This is a genomic window from Streptomyces sp. NPDC053432 (assembly GCF_055585365.1).
Genome location: NZ_JBVJKF010000004.1, coordinates 180,017 through 201,347, shown reverse-complemented (window position 1 = coordinate 201,347; position 21,331 = coordinate 180,017). Strand labels below are relative to the sequence as shown.

General features: G+C 70.2%; 20 protein-coding genes, 1 tRNA gene and 1 pseudogene. 12 read left to right on the top strand and 10 right to left on the bottom strand.

The genetic code is table 11. The features are described from left to right. Positions 1 to 29: 29 nt before the first annotated feature. Positions 30 to 1,502 (bottom strand): MFS transporter, encoded by a 1,473-nt coding sequence (locus ACZ6Y1_RS09235; RefSeq protein ID WP_469625279.1) that lies wholly within the window; start codon positions 1,500 to 1,502, stop codon positions 30 to 32. Positions 1,503 to 1,619: 117 nt separating this feature from the next. On the opposite strand from ACZ6Y1_RS09235, the gene ACZ6Y1_RS09230 reads away from it, so the two are divergent. Beyond that, positions 1,620 to 2,099 carry a MarR family winged helix-turn-helix transcriptional regulator gene (locus ACZ6Y1_RS09230; protein ID WP_469625276.1) on the top strand — a complete coding sequence of 160 codons (480 nt, stop codon included), beginning with the start codon at positions 1,620 to 1,622 and terminating at the stop codon, positions 2,097 to 2,099. Positions 2,100 to 2,209: 110 nt separating this feature from the next. Next, a complete protein-coding gene (locus ACZ6Y1_RS09225; protein WP_469625274.1) occupies positions 2,210 to 2,755 on the top strand; it encodes a LysM peptidoglycan-binding domain-containing protein in 546 nt (181 codons plus the stop codon). A gap of 72 nt (positions 2,756 to 2,827) precedes the next feature. Here ACZ6Y1_RS09225 and ACZ6Y1_RS09220 read toward each other — a convergent pair whose 3' ends face one another. Further along, positions 2,828 to 3,517 (bottom strand): DUF5324 family protein, encoded by a 690-nt coding sequence (locus ACZ6Y1_RS09220; protein WP_469625271.1) that lies wholly within the window; start codon positions 3,515 to 3,517, stop codon positions 2,828 to 2,830. 175 nt (positions 3,518 to 3,692) lie between these two features. Between ACZ6Y1_RS09220 and ACZ6Y1_RS09215 the strand changes: the two genes are divergently transcribed. Then, a complete protein-coding gene (locus ACZ6Y1_RS09215) occupies positions 3,693 to 4,220 on the top strand; it encodes a peptidylprolyl isomerase (RefSeq protein WP_376657449.1) in 528 nt (175 codons plus the stop codon). Between the two features lie 20 nt (positions 4,221 to 4,240). After that, positions 4,241 to 5,116: a rhomboid family intramembrane serine protease gene (locus ACZ6Y1_RS09210; RefSeq protein WP_469625269.1), complete on the top strand. Its 876-nt coding sequence runs from the start codon at positions 4,241 to 4,243 to the stop codon at positions 5,114 to 5,116. A gap of 115 nt (positions 5,117 to 5,231) precedes the next feature. Here ACZ6Y1_RS09210 and crgA read toward each other — a convergent pair whose 3' ends face one another. Further along, positions 5,232 to 5,486 carry a cell division protein CrgA gene (gene crgA, locus ACZ6Y1_RS09205; RefSeq protein ID WP_469625267.1) on the bottom strand — a complete coding sequence of 85 codons (255 nt, stop codon included), beginning with the start codon at positions 5,484 to 5,486 and terminating at the stop codon, positions 5,232 to 5,234. A 91-nt stretch (positions 5,487 to 5,577) separates the two neighbouring features. Between crgA and ACZ6Y1_RS09200 the strand changes: the two genes are divergently transcribed. The 6 genes and pseudogenes from ACZ6Y1_RS09200 to ACZ6Y1_RS09175 all read left to right on the top strand — a co-directional run bounded on the left by ACZ6Y1_RS09200 (position 5,578) and on the right by ACZ6Y1_RS09175 (position 9,605). Next, on the top strand, positions 5,578 to 6,366 hold the full coding sequence (locus tag ACZ6Y1_RS09200) for a DUF881 domain-containing protein (RefSeq protein ID WP_469625265.1): 789 nt from the start codon (positions 5,578 to 5,580) through the stop codon (positions 6,364 to 6,366). Further along, positions 6,323 to 7,114 carry a class E sortase gene (locus ACZ6Y1_RS09195; RefSeq protein WP_469625262.1) on the top strand — a complete coding sequence of 264 codons (792 nt, stop codon included), beginning with the start codon at positions 6,323 to 6,325 and terminating at the stop codon, positions 7,112 to 7,114. The genes ACZ6Y1_RS09200 and ACZ6Y1_RS09195 overlap by 44 nt, the downstream gene beginning before the upstream one ends. Positions 7,115 to 7,203: 89 nt before the next feature. Continuing rightward, a complete protein-coding gene (locus ACZ6Y1_RS09190) occupies positions 7,204 to 7,380 on the top strand; it encodes a hypothetical protein (RefSeq protein ID WP_266935629.1) in 177 nt (58 codons plus the stop codon). Continuing rightward, positions 7,377 to 8,015, top strand: coding sequence for an aminodeoxychorismate/anthranilate synthase component II (locus tag ACZ6Y1_RS09185; protein ID WP_469625259.1), 639 nt, complete (start codon positions 7,377 to 7,379; stop codon positions 8,013 to 8,015). The genes ACZ6Y1_RS09190 and ACZ6Y1_RS09185 overlap by 4 nt, the downstream gene beginning before the upstream one ends. A gap of 143 nt (positions 8,016 to 8,158) precedes the next feature. Beyond that, a pseudogene (locus tag ACZ6Y1_RS09180) lies at positions 8,159 to 8,857 on the top strand (class E sortase); the annotation flags it as partial. Positions 8,858 to 8,900: 43 nt separating this feature from the next. Next, the gene (locus tag ACZ6Y1_RS09175; protein WP_469625256.1) at positions 8,901 to 9,605 is read left to right on the top strand and encodes a class E sortase; all 705 of its coding nucleotides are present in this window, start codon (positions 8,901 to 8,903) and stop codon (positions 9,603 to 9,605) included. 78 nt (positions 9,606 to 9,683) lie between these two features. On the opposite strand, the gene ACZ6Y1_RS09170 is transcribed toward ACZ6Y1_RS09175, so the two are convergent. From ACZ6Y1_RS09170 to ACZ6Y1_RS09140, 7 genes are all read right to left on the bottom strand, one after another. Further along, positions 9,684 to 10,436, bottom strand: coding sequence for a restriction endonuclease (locus ACZ6Y1_RS09170; RefSeq protein ID WP_469625254.1), 753 nt, complete (start codon positions 10,434 to 10,436; stop codon positions 9,684 to 9,686). A 478-nt stretch (positions 10,437 to 10,914) separates the two neighbouring features. Continuing rightward, a complete protein-coding gene (gene pknB, locus ACZ6Y1_RS09165) occupies positions 10,915 to 12,927 on the bottom strand; it encodes a Stk1 family PASTA domain-containing Ser/Thr kinase (RefSeq protein WP_469625250.1) in 2,013 nt (670 codons plus the stop codon). 215 nt (positions 12,928 to 13,142) lie between these two features. Further along, positions 13,143 to 14,609 carry a peptidoglycan D,D-transpeptidase FtsI family protein gene (locus tag ACZ6Y1_RS09160; protein ID WP_469625248.1) on the bottom strand — a complete coding sequence of 489 codons (1,467 nt, stop codon included), beginning with the start codon at positions 14,607 to 14,609 and terminating at the stop codon, positions 13,143 to 13,145. Further along, entirely contained in the window at positions 14,606 to 16,030 is a 1,425-nt protein-coding gene (locus tag ACZ6Y1_RS09155) for an FtsW/RodA/SpoVE family cell cycle protein (protein WP_469625246.1), read from the bottom strand. Before ACZ6Y1_RS09155 ends, ACZ6Y1_RS09160 begins: the two co-directional genes overlap by 4 nt. A gap of 31 nt (positions 16,031 to 16,061) precedes the next feature. Next, positions 16,062 to 17,543: a PP2C family protein-serine/threonine phosphatase gene (locus ACZ6Y1_RS09150; RefSeq protein WP_469625243.1), complete on the bottom strand. Its 1,482-nt coding sequence runs from the start codon at positions 17,541 to 17,543 to the stop codon at positions 16,062 to 16,064. Between the two features lie 138 nt (positions 17,544 to 17,681). Next, positions 17,682 to 18,182 carry an FHA domain-containing protein FhaB/FipA gene (locus ACZ6Y1_RS09145; RefSeq protein WP_469625241.1) on the bottom strand — a complete coding sequence of 167 codons (501 nt, stop codon included), beginning with the start codon at positions 18,180 to 18,182 and terminating at the stop codon, positions 17,682 to 17,684. Positions 18,183 to 18,192: 10 nt separating this feature from the next. After that, positions 18,193 to 19,002: an FhaA domain-containing protein gene (locus tag ACZ6Y1_RS09140; RefSeq protein ID WP_469625238.1), complete on the bottom strand. Its 810-nt coding sequence runs from the start codon at positions 19,000 to 19,002 to the stop codon at positions 18,193 to 18,195. Between the two features lie 293 nt (positions 19,003 to 19,295). Here ACZ6Y1_RS09140 and ACZ6Y1_RS09135 point away from each other — a divergent pair. Both ACZ6Y1_RS09135 and ACZ6Y1_RS09130 read left to right on the top strand, forming a co-directional pair. Continuing rightward, positions 19,296 to 19,378 (top strand) — tRNA-Leu (locus ACZ6Y1_RS09135). Between the two features lie 228 nt (positions 19,379 to 19,606). After that, positions 19,607 to 21,331, top strand: coding sequence for a sensor histidine kinase (locus ACZ6Y1_RS09130; protein WP_469625236.1), 1,725 nt, complete (start codon positions 19,607 to 19,609; stop codon positions 21,329 to 21,331).

Genomic DNA, 21,331 nt, shown 5'->3' with positions numbered 1-21,331 from the left:
CGTCCACCCGGCCCCCTCGTCGTCTCCGGCTAACGCCGGGGGGTGCTGCCCGCCCTGAGCAGGGTCGAAGCCAGGACGATCCCGGCCAGGAGCAGTGCGGCGCCGATGCCGAACGCCAGGTGGTAGCCGCCGGTGAGCGCCTCGGCCGGTGAACTGCCGCTCCCCGCCAGGGACTCGGTGCGGGAGGCGGCCAGTGTGGACAGGACGGCCACGCCCAGCGCCATCCCGATCTGCTGGGTGGTGTTGAACAGCCCCGAGGCGAGTCCGGCGTCACCCTCGTCGGCGCCGGACATGCCCAGGGTGGTGAGGGCCGGCAGCGCCAGGCCGATGCCGGAGGCCAGCAGCATCACCGGCAGCAGGTCGGTGACGTAGTCGGCGTGCACCGGCAGGCGAGTCAGCAGTCCCAGGGCGACGACGAGCAGGCCGAGGCCGGCCAGCAGCACGTTGCGCTCGCCGAAGCGGGCGTTCAGCCGGGCGGAGACGCCGAGGGAGACCGCGCCGATCACCAGGGCGGCGGGCAGCATCGCCAGTCCGGTGGCGGCGGCCCCGTAGCCCCGCACCTTCTGGAGGTAGAGGGCGATCAGGATCTGGAAGGAGAACAGGGCGGCCACCAGCAGCATCTGCACCAGGTTCGCGCCGGTCACGGCGGGGGAGCGGAAGATCCGCAGCGGCACCAGCGGGGTGCGGGCCTTCGCCTGGCGCAGGATGAAGCCTGCCAGCAGGACCAGGGAGAGGGCCCCCAGGCCGACGGTGTGAGCGGAGGCCCAGCCGTACTGCTCCACCTTCACCACGGTGTAGATGCCGAGCATCAGTCCGCCGGTGATCAGGAGCGCGCCCAGTACGTCGGCACCCGCGCCCAGCCCCGGGCCCCGGCCCGCGGGCAGGGCCGGCAGCGCCAGCAGCAGGGCGGTCAGCCCTATGGGCAGGTTGATGAAGAAGATCCAGTGCCAGTCGAGGGCCTCGGTCAGCACTCCGCCGAGCACCTGGCCCAGCGAGGCGCCGGCTGCGCCGGTGAATGAGAACACCGCGATCGCCCTGGACCGCTCCCGGGGTGCGGTGAACAGGGTGATCAGGATGCCGAGGCCGACGGCGGAGGCCATCGCACTGCCGACCCCCTGGAGGAAGCGGGCGGCGATGAGCACGGCGGAGGAGGTGGCGAAACCGGCGAGCACCGAGGCGCCGGTGAAGACGGCGGTCCCGGCGAGGAACATCCGCTTGCGGCCGATCAGGTCGCCGAGGCGTCCGGCGAGCAGCAGCAGGCTTCCGAAGGCGATCAGGTAGGCGTTCACGACCCAGCTGAGGCCCGCTGGGGAGAAGCCCAGGTCGTTCTGGATGGCGGGCATGGCCACGGTGACGATGCTGCCGTCGAGGACCGTCATCAGCATGGCCGTCGAGAGCACGGCGAGGGCGGTCCAGCGGGAGCGCAGCCGGTGCGGTCCGGCCGTGGGCGTGGTGGGCGTGGTGGGCGTGGCGGAAGGAGCGGAGGTGAGCGCGGCAGGCATCGGACTCTCCAGTCGTCGGGCGCAGGGGCCGCGGTGCGGGCGCGGCAGCTGGTGAGACCGTACCAGATAGTTTTGTTGCAGACTATTTTCTTCGGATCGAATCGTTACAGTGGATCCATGACTGCCATGGCACCCACCCGGACCGAGCCCGACCTCTCCTTCCTCCTGGACCACACCAGCCACGTCCTGCGCACCCGCATGGCGGCCGCCCTCGGGGAGATCGGTCTCACCGCGCGCATGCACTGCGTCCTCGTCCACGCCCTGGAGGAGGAGCGCACCCAGATCCAGCTCGCCGAGATCGGCGACATGGACAAGACGACGATGGTCGTCACCGTGGACGCCCTGGAGAAGGCCGGACTCGCCGAGCGCCGTCCCTCCACCAAGGACCGCCGGGCCCGCATCATCGCCGTCACCGACCGGGGCGCGACCGTCGCCGCTGAGAGTCAGCGCATCGTCGACCAGGTCCACGCGGACGCCCTCGCAGGCCTCACCGAATCCGACCGCACCGCCCTCCTGCGCGTCCTCGGTCTGCTCGTCGAGGGCGATCTCGCCACCCCCTCCGAGAGCTCCCGGCCGGCCCGCCGCGCCCGCCAGTGACGGGCTCCCCCGAACGGCCCAGTCACACGGCCGCCCACCGCCCCGTGGCGGACAGTGGGGGGAGGCACCGAGCCAAGGGGGGAAACACCCACGCCGGAGGCGTATCAGACATGGGACTCTTCGACTTCCTGAAGTCCGACAAGAAGAAGCACGACGAGGCCGCCGAGAAGGCGAAGGAGCAGGGCGAGCAGCGGATGGGGAGCCAGGCGGCCGACGCGGCCGCGGCCACCCGGGCCGCCGCCGAGCGCATGGCCGCCGCCGCACCCCCCAAGCCCGCTCCTCCCAAGCCCGCGCCCCCCAGGCCCGCGACCCCGACCCCGGGGTCGGCCGCGCACAAGGCCGTGCCCGTCGCGCCCGAGCCCACCCCCCTGCCGCCGAAGCCCATGGCCGCCGGGACGGTACCGGGCGCCCCGCACACCCCGACCCCGGCGTCCGCCGCGCACAAGGCCGTCCCCGCGGCGCCGGCGCCCAAGCCGGTGCCCGCGGCCAAGAAGCGCACCTACACCGTCAAGGCCGGTGACTCCCTCCCCGCGATCGCCCGCCGCGAACTGGGCAACGAGGCCCGCTGGCGCGAGCTCTACGCCATGAACAGGGGCGTCATCGGCGCCAACCCCGACCTCATCCGTCCGGGCCAGGTCCTCACCCTCCCCGGCTGACGGCCGCGGCGCGCACGGGCGAGGGCCCGGATCCCACCGGATCCGGGCCCTCGCCCATGCGCTGTCCGCTCGTCAGGGCTGCTTGTCGTCGGAGGAGGACCCCGCCTCGCGCTCCTTCTCAGCCAGCTCGTCGTCGAAGCTCGCCGGCTCCGCGTCGCTCGCCGACAGCTCCGTCGCCGCCGGCGGTTCGACGAGCCAGTCCGGGTTCGCCTGCTGGTCCCACCACTTCCACGCCGCGTAGGCCCCGATCGCGACCACACCGGCGATCACGAAGCCCTTGACCCACTTGCCCGCACGCGCCCGCCGCTCATGGCGCCGTACCAGCTGCTGCACCTCCTTGGCCGACACCTGGCCGCGCAGAGCCGCCAGGGCCGCCACGGATCGCGAAGCCGCCTCCTCGGCCACCGGGGTGGCCGCGGCGATCGCGCTCTCGATGCGCGGCTGCGTGTAATCGGCGGCCTGGCGCGCCGCCTGCCGCGTATGCTCCACCGCCTTCGTCGCCGCCCGGTCCACGTTCGGCGGGACGTGCGTGCGCGCGGCCCGGAGCCGGGGCTGCACATGGCACTCGTACGTCGACCGCGCCTGCCGCGCGGCCCCGTGAGCGGCGTGCGACATCTTCGGCGCCAGGAGCTCGTTCGCGTCGTGCGCGTACTGCACCGCCGCGTCCCTGGCGGATCCGGCATACGGGGCCACTGCTTCCGCCGCGTACTTCACGGCTTCCCTGGCATGCTCGGCGGCCAGGTGCATGTCCTTGCGGGTCACTGGAACCTCCTCCTCGGCGGTGGACACAGCTCACCTTTCCACCCTTTACCGGATCATGCCTGGCATAGGGCCTCCCGGCATGCGCGACAGGGCATACGGGTGGAGTATTTCTGTGCCGTACAGCCCTCCGTGCGACCATCTGGACCCGACAGTGATGACTATGGAAGGCAGATCCGTGGCCGAGAAGCTCTACGCCACCCTGAAGACAAGCCAAGGCGACATCGAGATCGAGCTGCTGCCGAATTTCGCCCCGAAGACCGTCCGCAACTTCGTGGAACTGGCCACCGGTGAGCGGGAGTGGACCCGTCCCACGGACGGCCAGAAGACCACGGACCCGCTCTACGACGGCACCGTCTTCCACCGCGTCATCAGCGGCTTCATGATCCAGGGCGGCGACCCGCTCGGGAACGGCACCGGAGGCCCCGGCTACCAGTTCGCCGACGAGTTCCACCCCGACCTGGCCTTCACCAAGCCCTACCTGCTCGCCATGGCCAACGCCGGCCCGGGCACCAACGGCTCGCAGTTCTTCATCACCGTCGCGCCCACGGCCTGGCTCACCCGCAAGCACACGATCTTCGGCGAGGTCACGGACCCGGCGAGCCGGCAGGTCGTGCACGCCATCGCGTCCAGCGCCACGAACCCGCGGACCGAGCGGCCGGTGGAGGACGTGGTCATCAAGTCCGTCGTCATCGAGAAGCGCTGACCCACGACCCGGGGGACCCGATGGACACCGACCGTCTGCCGCGCTGCTACCGCCACCCGGACCGCGACACGGGGATCAGCTGCACCCGCTGCGAGAGGCCCATCTGCCCCGAGTGCATGATCAGCGCCTCGGTCGGCTTCCAGTGCCCGGAATGCGTCCGTGAGGGCTCCGGCACCGGTCACCGCCCCACCGCGAACGCACCGCGCAACCTCGCGGGCGGGGTGGTCGCCGCAGATCCCCAGCTGGTCACCAAGATCCTGATCGGGATCAACGTGGCGGTGTTCTTCGTGGGGCTGATCGCCCCGGCCGTCGTCATCCAGCTGGAGCTGCTCGGCCGGTACCGCGAGTTCCCCGGCGCCCCCGTCGAGGGGATCTCCACCGGCCAGTACCACCGCCTGCTGACCTCGGTGTTCCTGCACGTCGAGTGGTGGCACCTGGTCGGGAACATGATCGGGCTGTGGTTCATCGGCGGGCCGCTCGAGGCGGCGCTGGGCCGGGCCCGCTACCTCGCCGTCTACCTGCTCTCGGGCCTGGGCGGCAGCGCCCTCGTCTACCTGCTGACCCCGCAGAACACCCCGACCCTCGGCGCTTCCGGCGCCATCTTCGGCCTGCTCGGCGCGACCGTGGTGCTGGCGCGCCGGCTGCGCTACGAGATGCGGCCGGTGATCGTGATGGTCGTGCTGATGCTGGTGCTGACCTTCGTGCCGTTCGGCGGGGCCCTGTCCATTTCCTGGCAGGCCCACGTGGGCGGCCTGATCACAGGAGCGGTGCTCGGGCTGGCCATGCTCCGGCCGGCCACCGGCAGGAATCGCGCACTGGTCCAATGGGGTACCTGCGCGGTGGTGTTCCTGCTGGCCGCGGCGGTGATTCTGCTCCGGACGGCAGAACTCACCTGATCACACCGGCGTCAACCCTCCACAGAGTTATCCACAGATCTTCTGTCTTTTCCTCAGGTGTGGATGACGCTGTGGATAACTCATGGGGAGAGCTTCCGCCGGAGAGCGATCGGTGCTACTTCCACTGCGTGGAGACGCCGAATCCCGCTGCGATAAATCCGAATCCGACTACAATGTTCCAATTGCCCAGCGATTCGACCGGCAGCCGGGTCTCGGTCACGTAGAAGACCACGATCCACGCGAGTCCGATGAGGAAGAGCGCCAGCATGACCGGAGCGACCCAGCTGCGGTTCGTCAGCCTGATGCTCTGCGGCTGCCGGGTCGGCGGCGGGGTGTAGTCGTCCTTCTTGCGGATACGTGACTTCGGCACGAGGGGCTCTCCTGTCGATGGGCTGGGGACCTTGCCTGCCCCGGGCGTCCGTTAGCGTAGTGGACCTGTGGCGTTGAAGGAGAAGGGTACGTTGAGCAATTCCGACGACTCCTCCGCGGGTCCCCGGCGCAAGGCCGGAGCGGTCCGGCTGCTGACGGCCGCCGTCTTCGCCCTGGCCGGCCTGCTCTTCGTCACCAGTTTCAACACCTCCAAGGGTACGAACATCCGGACCGACGCCTCGATGCTGAAGCTGTCGGACCTGATCCACGAGCGCAGCCAGGACAACGCCGAACTGGAGCAGAGCCTCGAACCGGTCCGCAGCCGGGTGGACGCCCTCGCCGACCGTGACGACGGCAGCACCAAGGCGGAGGACGCCAAGCTCACCGCCCTGCGCGCGGCCTCCGGCACCGAGGAGTTGTCCGGCAAGGGCCTGACGGTCACCCTCAACGACGCCCCGCCGAACGCCACCGCCCGCATCCCCAACGTGCCCGAGCCGCAGCCGAACGACCTGGTGATCCACCAGCAGGACCTGCAGGCCGTGGTGAACGCCCTGTGGCAGGGCGGCGCCGAGGGCATCCAGGTCATGGACCAGCGGCTGATCTCCACCAGCGCGGTGCGCTGCGTGGGCAACACCCTGATCCTCCAGGGCCGCGTCTACTCCCCTCCCTACAAGGTGTCGGCGGTCGGCGACCCGGGCGCGTTGCGCAAGGCCCTGGCGGCCTCGCCGGCCCTGCAGAACTACCAGCTGTACGTGAACGCGTACGGGCTCGGCTGGAAAGTGGACGAGCACAAGGCGCTGACACTTCCCGGTTACTCCGGCACAGTGGACCTCCACTATGCGAAGCCGGTCGGCCCTTCCTCCGAGACGAGTCAGCCCTGACGTCGTACTGCGCCTGGCGGTGCGGACGTTCAGCGAGGTGTGCCTGACCGCGGGCACCCTGATCGTGCTGTTCGTGGCGTACGTGCTGTTCTGGACCGGGGTCAAGGCCGACCGGGCCATGGACGGCGAGATGTCCGCCCTGCGCGACCGCTGGGCGGCGGCCCCGGTGGCCCCGGCGGCCGCCCCCGCGCCTTCTCCGTCCCGTTCTCCGTCTCCGTCTCCGCCGGCATCCCCGCAGCCGACGGCGCCGTCCGCGGCTCCCGAGCCGGCGGGCTACCCGGCGGGCAGGGCCTTCGCCGAGATGTACATTCCCCGCTTCGGACGCGACTGGAACAAGCCCGTCCTGGAGGGCACCGACCCGGACGTGCTCAAGAAGGGCCTCGGCCACTACTCCGGCACCGCCCGCCTCGGCGCCACCGGGAACTTCTCCGTGGCCGGACACCGCCGTACCTACGGCGACCCCTTCAAGGATTTCCCCGAGCTGCGCCCGGGCGACGAGGTGATCCTCAAGGACGCCGCCGCCTGGTACACGTACACCGTGCGCGGCGGCCCCCTGCGCACCGTGCCGACCGACATCGCCGTGGTCGACCCGGTCCCGGCGAAATCACCGTTCACCGCACCCGGCCGCTACCTGACCCTCACCACCTGCGACCCGGAATGGGGCCACAGCCACCGGCTCGTCGTCTGGGCGGAGCTGACCGGCTCGCGCCCCGCCGGGCAGGGGAAGCCGGAGGGTTTGACCGGCTGACCCACCCCGCCGGGCCGCTGCCTTTAGTCTGTTGGCGTACCGCCCTTCGCGGTGCGTGGACATATGTGGACGAAAAGGAAACAGGCGGCATGTACGGCTGGATCTGGCGCCATCTGCCGGGAAACGCGTGGGTACGCGCGCTGATCTCGCTCGTGCTGGTCCTCGCGGTGGTCTTCGTGCTCTTCCAGTACGTCTTCCCCTGGGCCGAGCCGCTCCTTCCGTTCAACGACGTGACGGTGGACGAGGGATCGGGAGTCACTCCTTGAGCGCGCGCATTCTGGTCGTGGACAACTACGACAGCTTTGTCTTCAACCTGGTCCAGTACCTCTATCAGCTCGGGGCCGAATGCGAGGTGCTGCGCAACGACGAGGTCGAGCTCTCGCACGCGCAGGACGGATTCGACGGGGTGCTGCTCTCGCCGGGTCCCGGTACGCCGGAGGAAGCGGGCGTCTGCGTCGACATGGTCCGCCACTGTGCGGACACCGGCGTCCCCGTCTTCGGCGTGTGCCTCGGCATGCAGTCGATGGCGGTCGCGTACGGCGGTGTCGTGGGCCGGGCGCCGGAGCTGCTGCACGGCAAGACCTCCCCGGTGCTCCACGAGGGCCTGGGCGTCTTCGCCGGGCTGCCGTCGCCCTTCACCGCGACCCGCTACCACTCGCTGGCCGCCGAGCCGCCGACCCTGCCGGACTCGCTGGAGGTCACGGCGCGGACGGAGGACGGCATCATCATGGGCCTGCGCCACCGCGAGCACGACGTCGAGGGCGTGCAGTTCCACCCCGAGTCGGTGCTGACGGAGTGGGGCCACCGGATGCTGGCGAACTGGCTGGTGCGCTGCGGTGACGCGGGCGCCGTGGAGCGCTCGGTGGGGCTCGCCCCGGTGGTGGGCAAGGCCGTCGCGTGACCGCCGTCGCGCCGTCCGCGCCCACCGAGGGCCGGGCCGCGCGACGCAGGGCGGCGCAGGAGGCCGCCAAGCGCTCCGCCAGGCAGAGCAGGAGGCGGGGCGGGCGGCGGCGCAGGCGGCCGGCGTCGGGCGGCCCGTTGATCGTCCTGAGCCGGCTGGGCGGGGAGCTGTTCATCACGCTCGGGCTGGTGATGCTGCTGTTCGTCGCCTACCAGCTCTGGTACACGAACCTCCTGGCGCAGCGGACGGCGGACGGCGCCGCGGGCTCGCTCCAGCAGACCTGGCAGCAGGGCCCGGGCGCGGGCGGCGGAGGTGCGTCCGCGGGGGCCGCCGCGCCGCCCGTGACGGCCTTCGAGCCGGGCCAGGGCTTCGCGATCCTGTACATCCCGAAGCTGGACCTGAAGGTGCCGGTCGCGGAGGGCGTCAGCAAGCCGAAGGTCCTCGACAAGGGGATGGTCGGGCACTACGGCGAGGGCGCGCTGAAGACCGCGATGCCGGCGGAGAGGACGGGCAACTTCGCGGTGGCGGGCCACCGCAACACCCACGGCGAGCCGTTCCGCTACATCAACAGGCTGGTGCCTGGGGACCCCGTGGTGGTCGAGACCCGGGACGCGTACTACACGTACGAGATGACCTCGTCGCTGGCGCAGACCCCGCCGACGAACGTGTCGGTGATCAGACCGGTGCCGGAGGGCTCGGGGTTCACCGGGCCGGGGCGCTACATCACGCTGACGACCTGCACGCCCGAGTTCACCAGCACCTACCGGATGGTCGTATGGGGCAGGATGACGGATGAACGTCCCCGCAGCCAGGGCCCGCCGCCCGCGCTGACCAGCCCGTAGCCACCCTCTTCGCCGTCTTCGCCGCCCTAAGGACGAACCAGCAGTGTCCTCACGTGCCCCCCGCCGCAGCCTGCTCGCCGGCTTCCTGAGCTTCCTGGGCGAGGTCCTGATCACCCTGGGCCTGGTGCTTGGCCTGTTCGTGGCGTACTCGCTGTGGTGGACGAACGTCCTCGCGGACCGGCAGGCGTCGGAGCGGGGCGACCGGATCCGCGAACAGTGGCAGGCCCCGCCGGCGGGCGCTCCCGCCGCGCCGGGCGCGCTGGACGTCCAGGGCGGGGTGGGCTTCCTTCACGTCCCGGCGATGAAGAACGGCGAGGTGCTGGTCAAGAAGGGCACCGACCCGGACATCCTGAACGACGGTGTCGCGGGCTACTACACGCAGCCGGTGAAGTCGGCGCTGCCGTGGGAGACGAAGGGCAACTTCACGCTCGCCGCGCACCGGGACGGGCACGGGGCGAAGTTCCACAACATCGACAGGGTGAAGACCGGCGACGCGATCGTCTTCGAGACGCGGGACACCTGGTACGTCTACAAGGTCTTCGCGGAGCTGCGGCAGACGTCGAAGTACAACACGGACGTGATCAACCCGGTCCCGAAGGAGTCGGGGAAGACGGCCCCGGGGCGCTACATCACGCTGACGACGTGCACGCCGGTGTACACGTCGAAGTACCGGTACGTGGTGTGGGGCGAGCTGGTGCGCACGGAGAAGGTCGACGGGAAGCGGACGCGGCCGGCGGAGTTGCGGTGACTGACCTCCTTCGAGGAGGTAAGTCACCGCGGCTGTGGACAAGTCGGGATGACCGAGTTGCTTCAAGCAACTCGGTCATCAGCGCAGGACCTGGAGCTGGACCCCGGCGCTCCAAGCCTCCAGAAGGCCCCTGTGGACGGCTGTCACGCCTCCCTGGGCGGCGAGGGCCAGGGACTCCCGGGTGAAGGCGCACGTGGCCACGTAGAGGGCCACGTCGGCTTCGTGGATGACCTTGGAAGCGCCCAGGAACTTCTGCATCTCTCCGCTGAGCACGTGCCGGAACGGCGCGAAGTGCTTGCACTGCACGGCGACCGTGCGGCCGTCGGCGGTGCGGGCGGAGATGTCGACCCCGCGGTCGCCGCCGTGCCCGCCGTGCAGCTCGACGTCGGTGCAGCCGTCGCGCCGGAGCAGCTGGGCGACGTGCTCCTCGAACTCCCGCCAGTTCATGGCGTCGATGGTCCCGATGATCCCGGTGAGCGCCCTGACGTCCTGGCCGCGCTGGAGGCGGCTGAGCTGGATGTCGTGCTCGATGAGCTTGATCTGGATCTGCTGGACGTCGTTGCGGAGGCTGAGCAGTTCCCTGTGGTGTTCGCCGGAGGTCTCGACGAGCGCGCTGAGCATGGGGACGACGGTCCTGCCGAGCAGCTTGGTGAAGCCGGCCTCGCTGAGGCGGGTGATCCGTTCGTCGAGCGACTCGACGTCGTTGGGTGCGGGCTGCTGCCGGGACGACTCCTCGCGATCCAGCAGGTACGTGCGCACGCTCCGGGCGACCTCGCTGTCGCGCAGCAGCATGGCCACGTTGAGGATGGTCCGGCGGGTGTAGACGGCCAAGTGAACTCGTCCACCTCGACCCTGTGGATAACTTTCCTTTGAAAGAGACAGGTTGTCTCTTTCAAAACTTTCCAGCTCAGGGCCCTTGAGGGTGCGCATACCGTTGCCGGTGAGCTCCTCGCGATGGCGCTGGCGCAGTCGGTTGACGACCTCTTCCGCCACTTCGAAGTACGCCGCAACCATGGCCGTCGTCACGTGTAGTCCGTCCGGCAGCAGTGACAGGGTTTTCACCTTGTCCAGTACTTCCGTCCGGCCCAGCACGCTCGTGCGCATGGTCCTTGATTCCAACAGCACCGATTCGTCGATCACGGTCCAGCCCTCCCTGGCGGAGCCTGATGCTCCGCCCCAAACGGGTCAACGACTTCCGACATATGAAGACACGATCGGTTTTCGTTGATATGTGGAGAGCGGGGGGCGCGGCACGCAAAAGCCCGGCCCCCACTGGGGCCGGGCTCTGTCGTGCGTGTAGGGCGGATGCCTAGCGGCGGTTGCCCAGGCCTCCGAAGAAGCCGCCGTCCTGCTGGCCCGCCATCGTGAAGACGTCGACGTTCGAGCCCGTGTTGACCGGCTGGCCGGGGCCCGGGTTGGTGTTGACGACGATCGCGTTGTCGTCCGTCGGGCCGGTGATGTTGCCCAGCTTCAGGCCGGCCCGCTTCAGCTCGTCCTTGTACTGGCCCAGGGTCCGGTTGGCCGGCACGGGGACCGTGGTCGCCTGGCTGGCCTTGGCGATGGTCACGTTGACCGTCTTGCCGACCTCCAGCTGCTCACCCGCCGCGTACTGCTGCTGGATGATCGTCTTCGGTGCGGCCCCGGGGGACTCGGTCTCCGTCGTGCTGCCGAGCTTCAGGTTGGCGGCGGTGAGGAGGGCGACCGCCTGCTCCTTGGTCTTGCCCATGAGGTCCGGGACGGTGGCCTTGGAGACTTCCTTGGCGACGGTCAGCGTGACGACGGAGTTCTTCTCCGCCTCGCCCCCCGCCTTCGGGTTCTGCTCCAGGACCGTGCCGACGGCGCGGCTGGACTCCTGGGACTTGCGCTCGACCTGGAAGCCCGCGTCCTTCAGCTTCGCCTCGGCCTGGTCCACCAGCAGGTCGGTCACGCTGGGGATCGCCACCTTGGGCGCGCCCGTGGAGACCGTCACCGTGACGGTGGAGTCCTTGTCGACCTTGGTGTCGGGGGCCTTGTCCTGCTTGCAGACGTTGCCCTTGGGCTGGTCCGCGCAGGGTTCGTCGGCTCCCTTGACCACCTTGATGCCGACGTTCTCGCCGCTCTTCTGCGCCTGTTCCAGGGTCTGCCCGATGAGCTTGGGCACGGTCGGCCGGTTGTCGGCGCCGTCGCCGAGGAGGGCGCGGCCGATGAGGATCGCGCCGATGAGGACGAGGAGGCCGGCCGCGACCAGGAGGATCGTGGAGGCCTTGCTCTTCTTCTGGCTCTGGCGGCGGTGGGGGCCCTGGTCGTAGCCGCCGTGGCCCTGCTCCGGGTAGCCGTAGCCGCCGTCGTTCGCGTTCATCGGCGGGAGCATGGAGGTCTGGCCGGCGTCGGTGGTGCGCAGGGCGGTGGTGGGCTGGTCGTAGCCCTGCTGGCCGTAGCCGTGGCCCTGGTCGTGCGGGTAGCCGTAGCCGGCGGCGCCCATGGCGGCGGTGGCCGCGACGGGCTGGCCGTCGAGGCAGGCCTCGATGTCGGCGCGCATCTCGTCGGCGGACTGGTAGCGGTAGTCGGGGTCCTTGACCAGTGCCTTGAGGACGATGGCGTCCATCTCGGGCGTGATCTCGGGGTCGAAGTTCGACGGGGGCTGCGGTTCTTCCCGTACGTGCTGGTAGGCGACGGCCACGGGGGAGTCGCCGACGAACGGCGGCCGTACGCACAGGAGCTCGTAGAGCAGGCAGCCGGCGGAGTAGAGGTCGGAGCGCGCGTCGACCTGTTCGCCCTTGGCCTGCTCGGGGGAGAGGTACTGGGCGGTGCCGATAACGGCCGCGGTCTGCGTCATGGTCATGCCGGAGTCGCCCATGGCGCGGGCGATGCCGAAGTCCATGACCTTGACCTGGCCGGTGCGGGTCAGCATGACGTTGGCGGGCTTGATGTCGCGGTGCACGATGCCGGCGCGGTGCGAGTACTCGAGGGCCTGGAGGATGCCGATGCACATTTCCAGGGTGCGCTCGGGCAGCAGTTTGCGGCCGGAGTGCAGGAGCTCGCGCAGGGTGGAGCCGTCGACGTACTCCATCACGATGTACGGGATGGAGATGTTGTCGACGTAGTCTTCGCCGGTGTCGTAGACGGCGACGATCGCCGGGTGGTTCAGCGACGCGGCCGACTGGGCCTCGCGGCGGAACCGGGCCTGGAAGGACGGGTCGCGTGCGAGGTCGGCGCGCAGGGTCTTGACGGCGACGGTACGACCGAGCCGGGTGTCGTGGGCGAGGTAGACCTCGGCCATGCCACCGCGGCCGAGCACGTGGCTCAGCTCGTACCGGCCGCCGAGGCGACGCGGCTCTTCCATAACGTGCAGCCCTCTCCGTCAGTCCCGACCGCACCTGTGTGTGGTCCGGCGGTGTGCTGTTCGCGCAAAGGCTACCGGCCGATCGTCTGTGATCGGTTCGCGGCCACAGGCTGATACTGGACCGGTACCGTACGCTCGGATCCGGGCGGAAATTATGATCCGGATCACATCCGTGGTGCCTCTTGCGACTCTTGTGTGGTACCCGGCCCCGCCCGTCACCCCTTGCCGCTGCCCAGCACGGCTTCCATGACGACCTTCGCCACCGGGGCGGCGAGGCCGGCGCCGGAGATGTCCTCGCGGTCCGCGCTGCTGTCCTCGATGACGACGGCGACGGCGACCGGCGAGGTGTGGTCGGGGTTCTCGGCGTACGAGATGAACCAGGCGTACGGGCGCTTCTTGTTGCCCTCGCCGTGCTGGGCGGTACCGGTCTTGCCGCCGACGACCGTGTTCTTGATCTTGGCGGTGGTGCCGGTGCCGTTCTCGACGACGTTGACCATCATCTGCTGGAGCTTCTGGGCGTTCTCCGCGGAGATGGGCCGGCTCATCTCCTGCGGCTCGTGCTTCTCGATGATGTCGAGGTTGGGCGCGGTGAGCTGGTCGACCATGTAGGGCTTCATCAGCTTGCCGTCGTTGGCGACGGCGGCGGCGACCATGGCCATCTGCAGGGGGGTGGCCGCGGTGTTGAACTGGCCGATGGAGCTCAGGGCGTTCCCGTCCTTGCCCATGGTCTTGTCGTAGACGCTCCCGAAGGCGCGGACCGGGATGTCGATCTTGCTGTTGTTGAAGCCGAACTTCTCGGCGGTCTTCACCATGTTGTCCCGCCCCACCTTGTCGCCCATGTTGGCGAAGACGGAGTTGCAGGAGACGCGCAGGGCCTCGTTGATGCTGGCCTTCTCGCATCCGTTGGCGTGGTTGACCATCGGGGTCTTGGTCCCGGGCAGGATGTACGGCTCGGGGGTGTCCGTCGGGGCGTTGATGTCCGAGACGACGCCGTTCTCCAGGGCGGCGGCGGCGGTGACGACCTTGAAGGTGGAGCCCGGCGGGTAGGTCTCGCGCAGGGCGCGGTTGACGAGGTTCTTGTCCTCGCTGTCCTTCAGTTCGTTCCAGGCCTGTCCGTCGGCCTTGGAGTTGCCGGCGAAGCGGGAGGGGTCGTACGAGGGGGTGGAGACGAGGGCGAGGATGGCGCCGGTGCGCGGGTCGATGGCGGCGACGGCGCCCTTCTTGTTGCCGAGCTTGTCGTAGGCGGCCTTCTGGGCGGCGGGGTTGAGCGTGGTGACGACGTTGCCGCCGGCCTTCTTCTCGCCGGTGAACATGCCGATGGTGCGGTCGAAGAAGAGCCGGTCGTCGTTGCCGGTGAGGATGCCGTCCTCGAGGGATTCCAGCTGGGTGGAGCCGAACGCCTGGGAGGCGTAGCCGGTGACGGGTGCCCACAGGGGGCCGTCGAGGTAGGTCCGCTTGAACTTGTAGTCGCTGCCGTCGGTGACCGCGGAGCCGGTGATGGGCTGGCCGCCCACGATGATGTTGCCGCGTTCGGTGGCGTACTGGGCGATCTGGACCCGGCGGTTCTCCTTGCGCGTGCTGAGCTCCTCGGCCTGGACGTACTGGAGCCAGTTGGTCCGGATCAGCAGGGCGAGGATGAGCAGCCCGCAGAACAGCGAGATGCGGCGCAGGGGCTTGTTCATGACGGGCGGACCACCTGGGTCATCTCGGAGTCGGGGGACGGGGCGGGGGCCGGGGCGGGGCGGCGTGCGGTGTCGCTGATCCGGATGAGGATGCCGATGAGGGCCCAGTTCGCGAGGACGGAGGAGCCGCCGGAGGCGAGGAAGGGCATGGTCATGCCGGTGAGGGGGATGAGGCCCATGACGCCGCCGGCGACCACGAAGATCTGGAGGGCGAAGGCGCCGGAGAGGCCGATGGCGAAGAGCTTGCCGAAGGGGTCGCGGGCTGCGAGGGCGGTGCGGACGCCGCGTTCGATGATGAGCCCGTAGAGCAGGAGGAAGGCCATCACGCCGGTCAGGCCGAGTTCCTCGCCGACGGTGGAGAAGATGAAGTCGGAGTTGGCGGCGAAGCCGATGAGGTCGGAGTTGCCCTGGCCCCAGCCGGTGCCGAGGACTCCGCCGGAGCCGAAGCTCATGATCGACTGGCCGACCTGCTCGCAGGCGCCGGAGGTGCCGTAGCAGGCGAAGGGGTCGAGCCAGGCGGTGACGCGGGCCTTGACGTGGCTGGCGGTGGCTCCGACGACGGCGGCGCCGCCGACGCTCATGAGCAGGCCGATGACGATCCAGCTGGTGCGCTCGGTGGCCACGTACAGCATGATCACGAACATGCCGAAGAAGAGCAGCGAGGTGCCGAGGTCGTTCTCGAAGACGAGGACGAGCAGGCTCATCGCCCAGATCATCAGGATGGGGCCGAGGTCGCGGCCGCGCGGCAGGTAGAGGCCCATGAAGCGGCGGCTGGCCAGGGCCAGGGCGTCACGCTTGACCATGAGGTAGCCGGCGAAGAAGACGGCGATGACGATCTTGGCGAACTCACCGGGCTGGATGGAGAAGCCGCCGACGCTGATCCAGATCTTGGCACCGAAGACGTCGGCGCCCAGACCCGGGATGACGGGCAGGATCAGCAGGACCAGCGCGACCACCATGGAGATGTACGTGAAGCGCTGGAGCACGCGGTGGTCCTTGAGGACCAGCAGGACGCCGGCGAACAGGGCGATCGCGAGCGCCGTGTACATCATCTGGCGGGGCGCGGACTCGGTGAACCCGCCGAAGGAGCGCTTGGCGAGGTTCTGCAGGCGCTCGGACTGGTCCAGGCGCCAGATCAGTACGAGGCCCAGCCCGTTGAGGAGGGTGGCCAGGGGCAGCAGCAGCGGGTCGGCGTACTTGGCGTAGCGGCGTACGACAAGGTGCGCGATCCCGGCCAGGGCGCCGAGGCCGAGGCCGTAGAGCAGCATCCCGGGGGGGAACTTGCCGTTGATCGCGAGGCCCACGTTGGCGTAGGCGAAGATCGGGATGACCACGGCGAAGCCGAGCAGCAGGAGCTCGGTGTTGCGCCGGCTCGGCAGCTCGATGGCTCCGATGGTGGTCGTGTTGGTGACAACGCTCATGGTGTGGCAGGCCCCCTGTGCCCGCGGGTGTCTACTGCTTGCCGCACAGGCCGACCACTTGCTGCTCCTGGGGAGTCAGCGTGGTGTCGGTGCCGGGTGTCTGGTTCTGCGCCTCGGCGTTGCGGCGCTTTTCGTCCTTCTGGCAGGCGGAGACCTGGACGCCGAGTTCGTCGATCTTCTCTCGGGCGCCCGGGAGGGTTTCCTCGCTGATGCCGGTCTCGACCTGCTTGCGCTTGAAGGGCGGGAGGTACTTCAGTTCGATGTCGGGGCGGTCGGTCTCCACCTTGGAGAGCTCCAGCGGGCCGAGCTTCTGGCTGATGCCGCGGAAGAGGGCGACGTGTTCGCCCTTGACGCCGACGTAGTACTGGTTCTGGGTCCAGCGCCAGCCCGCGTAGACGCCGCCGCCGACGACGCCGGCGACGATCAGCAGGACCAGGGTGCGGGTGGCCCACTTGCGGCCGTTGCCGCCGCGGCGCCTGCTGCGGGGCTTGTCGTACGTGTCCTCGTAGCCGGAGTCGCCGTTGTAGGCGTCGGCTTCGCCGAAGGTGCCGTACGCGCCGCCGCCGGGGGCGGGCCGGCCCTGGTCGGGGTAGCCGTAGCCGGGGCCCTCGCCGCTGCCGGGGGGGCCGAAGGAGCCCGTGGGGGGCGGGGCCTGTCGGCCGAGGCCGGAGGCGCGGCCGGCCGCGCTCTGCATGGCGTTGCCGCCGTCGAAGAGCTGGTGCTGGTTCTCGGCGACCGCGCCGACGACGACGGGGGTGTCGCTGACCTGGGCGGCGAGGGTGTCGCCGCTGTCGGTGTCGAGGACGTCGGCGACGATGCAGGTGATGTTGTCGGGGCCGCCGCCGCGCAGGGCGAGCTGGATGAGGGACTGCACGGTGGCGCCGGGGCCGTGGTAGTCGGCGAGGGTCTCTTCCAGGGTCTGGTGGGAGACGACGCCGGAGAGCCCGTCGGAGCAGATCAGGTAGCGGTCGCCGGCGCGGACCTCGCGGATGGAGAGGTCGGGCTCGACGATGTCGCCGCTGCCCAGCGCGCGCATCAGCAGGGAGCGCTGCGGGTGGGTGGTGGCTTCCTCTTCGGTGATGCGGCCCTCGTCGACGAGGCGCTGCACCCAGGTGTGGTCCTGCGTGATCTGGGTGAGGACGCCGTCGCGCAGCAGGTAGGCGCGGGAGTCGCCGACGTGGACGAGGCCGAGGCGCTGGCCGGTCCACAGCAGCGCGGTCAGGGTGGTGCCCATGCCTTCGAGCTGGGGGTCCTCCTCGACCATGAGGCGCAGCTGGTCGTTGGCGCGCTGCACGGCGGTGCCGAGGGAGGTGAGGATGTCGGAGCCCGGGACGTCGTCGTCGAGCTGCACGAGGGTGGAGATCACCTCGGAGCTGGCGACTTCGCCGGCGGCCTGGCCGCCCATGCCGTCGGCGATCGCGAGGAGGCGGGGTCCGGCGTAGCCGGAGTCCTCGTTGCCCTCGCGGATCATGCCTTTGTGCGATCCGGCGGCGAACCGCAGGGACAGACTCATGCGCACCTCGCCGGTCGGCTCCGGGTACAACCGGTCTCGAGCCACACTGCCCACCCTCCGGTCGGGAGCGCGCGCGTGTCCGTGTCCTCGGTGGGACGGATCGCCGCAGCGCGCTCGCTCCGCTCGCTCATTCTCGTACTACTTCCGCAGCTCGATGACGGTCTTGCCGATGCGGATCGGGGCGCCCGGCGGAATGGGCGTCGGGGTGGTCAGGCGGGTCCGGTCGAGATACGTGCCGTTGGTGGACCCGAGATCCTCGACGATCCACTGTCCGTCCCGGTCGGGATAGATCCTGGCATGGCGGCTGGACGCGTAGTCGTCGTCCAGCACGATCGTGGAGTCGTGGGCGCGGCCGAGCGTGATGGTCTGTCCGGCGAGGGCCACGGTGGTGCCCGTGAGGGTGCCCTCGGAGACCACGAGCTTGGTGGGCGCCCCGCGGCGCTGGCGCTGCTGCGGCGGAGCCGTCTGGCGTCCGCCGGACTGCGCGGGCGCGCCGGTGTTCCCGCCGCGGCGGGAGCCGCGCTGGGTCACTCGCGTTCCGAACAGGTCGCTGCGGATGACCTGTACGGCCACGATGACGAACAGCCACAGAACGGCCAGGAAACCCAACCGCATGACCGTCAGGGTCAGCTCTGACATTGCCCCCGCTTCACCCTTCGGCTTGCCGGTAAATGATGGTGGTGCTGCCCACGACGATCCGCGAGCCGTCGCGGAGCGTAGCGCGGGTGGTGTGCTGCCCGTCCACCACGATGCCGTTGGTGGACCCGAGATCCTGGATCGTCGAGGGCGTTCCGGTCCGGATCTCACAGTGCCGGCGGGATACGCCGGGGTCGTCGATCCGCACGTCGGCTTCGGTGCTTCGGCCGAGTACGAGCGTGGGGCGCGAGATCTGGTGGCGGGTGCCGTTGATCTCGATCCAGTGGCGCCGCGGGGCGCCCGTGGCGGGTACGGGGGCCGGTGCGCCCGCGGCCGGCCTGCGCGGGGCGCCCGGGGGCGGGCCTGCGGGCATCGGCGGGGCGGCGACCGGGGGGTAGCCGTAGCCGCCCTGCTGGCCCTGCGGGGCCTGGGGCTGCGGCTGGGAGGTGCTGGAGGCGAGGGTGCGGCTGCGGACCCGGTACAGGCCGGTGTCGAGGTCCTCGGCCTTCTCCAGGTGGACCTTGATGGGGCCCATGAAGCTGTAGCGCTGCTGCTTGGCGTAGTCGCGGACGAGGCCCGCGAGCTCGTCGCCGAGCTGGCCGGAGTAGGGGCTCAGGCGGTCGTAGTCGCCGGCGCTGAGTTCGACGATGAAGTCGTTGGGGACGACGGTCCGCTCGCGGTTCCAGATCGTGGCGTTGTTGTCGCACTCGCGCTGGAGGGCGCCGGCGATCTCCACGGGCTGGACCTCGGACTTGAAGACCTTGGCGAAGGTGCCGTTCACCAGACCTTCGAGTCGCTGCTCGAACCGCTTCAGGACTCCCATGGGGCACCTCCTCCGTCGTTGTCGCCCTGTACTGCTTACTGATCGTATCCACGCGTGGCGGATTCGGCTGGTTCCCCATCGGTCCTGTGCGGACGAGTGTTGGTCCTCACAAGGGATCGTAGGGGCGGCCCGAGGACAGTGTCCCGCACCGGGAGCGGACTGCGGGAGGGGATGTCCACGGCGGGGTGCGGGGGTCCGGGGAAAGCGATGTGAATCCACCCCGTCCGACGTGCTAATGTTTCGACGTCGCCAGGGGAACGGCCCGAAAGGGAAGAACCACTGGGACGCTGCTCGGGCGAGTGGCGGAACGGCAGACGCGCTGGCTTCAGGTGCCAGTGTCCTTCGGGACGTGGGGGTTCAAATCCCCCCTCGCCCACATCGGCGAAACGGTCGTCATCGCGAAAGCGGTGGCGGCCGTTTCGTGTTTTCCCGGGTCAGGCGCGGCCGTCCCGTCGTTCCGTCGTTCTCTTTCGTCATCCGTCTTCATCCGTCTTCGCGGGGAAGGTGATCCAGGACACGTCGCCGGGGCGGATCCGACTTTCGTCGGACGGGGTGCGACGAAAGAGGGCGGCCGGGCGGAGGCCCGGGTGTCTAGGGTCGGCGCGTGGATGTGAAGGCGAAGGCGCGGGCGGGCTGGGACTGGCTGACGGGGCCCGGCCCCTGGACGCCGCGGATGCTGGCGGGTGATCTGGCCCTCGTCGTCGTGATGGGCGTGCTCGGTCTGGGAGTCGAGGAGCTCGACAAGGGGTCCGGGCAGCGGATGGCGCTGTCGGTGGTGGTCGTGGCGGTGCTGACCCTGCTGCGGCGGAGGCTGCCGGGGACCACGCTCGTGGTGGGCTCGGCGGCGGGCGCGGTACTGCCCGGGGCGTTCCTGGTGACGGTGCTGCTGGGCTGGTCCGCGGGGCGCCGGATCGTGGGGGTGGGCCGGGCGCTGGCCGCGTTCACGCTGGCCTTCCTCGCGGCGGTGGGGCTCAGCGTGTGGGACCAGTGGTCGCAGATGCGGCCGTTGCTGGTGCTGGTCTTCTCCACGTTGATGTTCCTGGTGATCACGCTGATGCCGGGCCTGGCGAGCCGGTACTGGTCGCAGCGCCGGACGCTGCTGCAGGCCCTGCAGGAGCGCAACGGCCAACTGCTGCGCGAGCGGGCGATGGTCGCAGGTCAGGCGCGGTTGCGCGAGCGGCAGCGCATCGCGCAGGACATGCACGACAGCCTGGGGCACCAGCTGGCTCTGATCTCCGTGCACACGGGTGCGCTGGAGGTGGACCCGAAGCTGACCGACCGCCAGCGCGAGGCGGTGGGGGTGCTGCGGCAGGCGTCGGTGGCGGCGATGCACGAACTGCGCGAGGTCGTCGGGATCCTGCGGGACGGGGTGGAGGCGCCGCTGCCCGTGGAGGAGGCGGCCCAGCCCGCGGCGCGCGGGGTGGCCGGGATCGAGGGGGTCGTGGAGGCCGCGCGGGTCGCGGGCACGGACGTACGGCTGACCACGTCGGGACAGCCCAGGGCGCTGGTCGCGGCCTGCGACCACGCGGCGTACCGGATCGTGCAGGAGGCGCTGACGAACGCGTACAAGCATGCTCCGGGGGCGCCGATCACGGTGGAACTGCGTTACGAGGACGACTCGTTGGTGGTGGAGATCGCCAACGGGCCGGCGGCCGGGCCGGGGGCCGGTGACGTGGTGTCGGGCGGGCAGGGGCTGACGGGGCTGCGGGAGAGGGCGCGGCTGGTCGGCGGGATGGTGCACGCGGGCCCGGCGGAGGGCGGCGGGTTCCGGGTGGCCGGGGTGCTGCCGTACGGGGCGGGGCCGGCCGGGGTCGAGGAGGAGCCGGCCGGGGCCGGGGAGGTGGCCGACGACTTCGGGCAGCAGGCGCAGGCGCGGGGGCTGTGGGGGGCGCGGGCTCCCAGGAGCATGCCGCCGATGGACTGGGACGCGGTGGACCGGGAGTTGGCCGTGAAGGTGCGCGGCCGGTCCGGGGGCGTCGCCATGGGGTGCGGGATCGCGGTGGCCGCGGTGGTGCTGCTGGTGATCGTGCTCGGCGCCGGGCTGGTGCTCCTGGTCGGATCGGCCAACGAGGCGATGATCGACCGGGCGGAGTTCGACGCCGTGAGGACGGGCGAGTCCGAGCAGGCGGTACGGGGCCGGCTGCCCGACGGGGCCACCGTGCTGACGCAGGGGCTGGACCGCAAGGGGCCGCCGCGGCCGGAGGGTTCGAGCTGTCTGACGCTGCTGTCGACCGAGCCGCAGGGGAACTTGACCACCGACACCGTTTTCCGGTTCTGCTTCAAGGACGGCAAGCTCGTGGACAAGCAGGTCTACGAGGTCAAGCAGTAG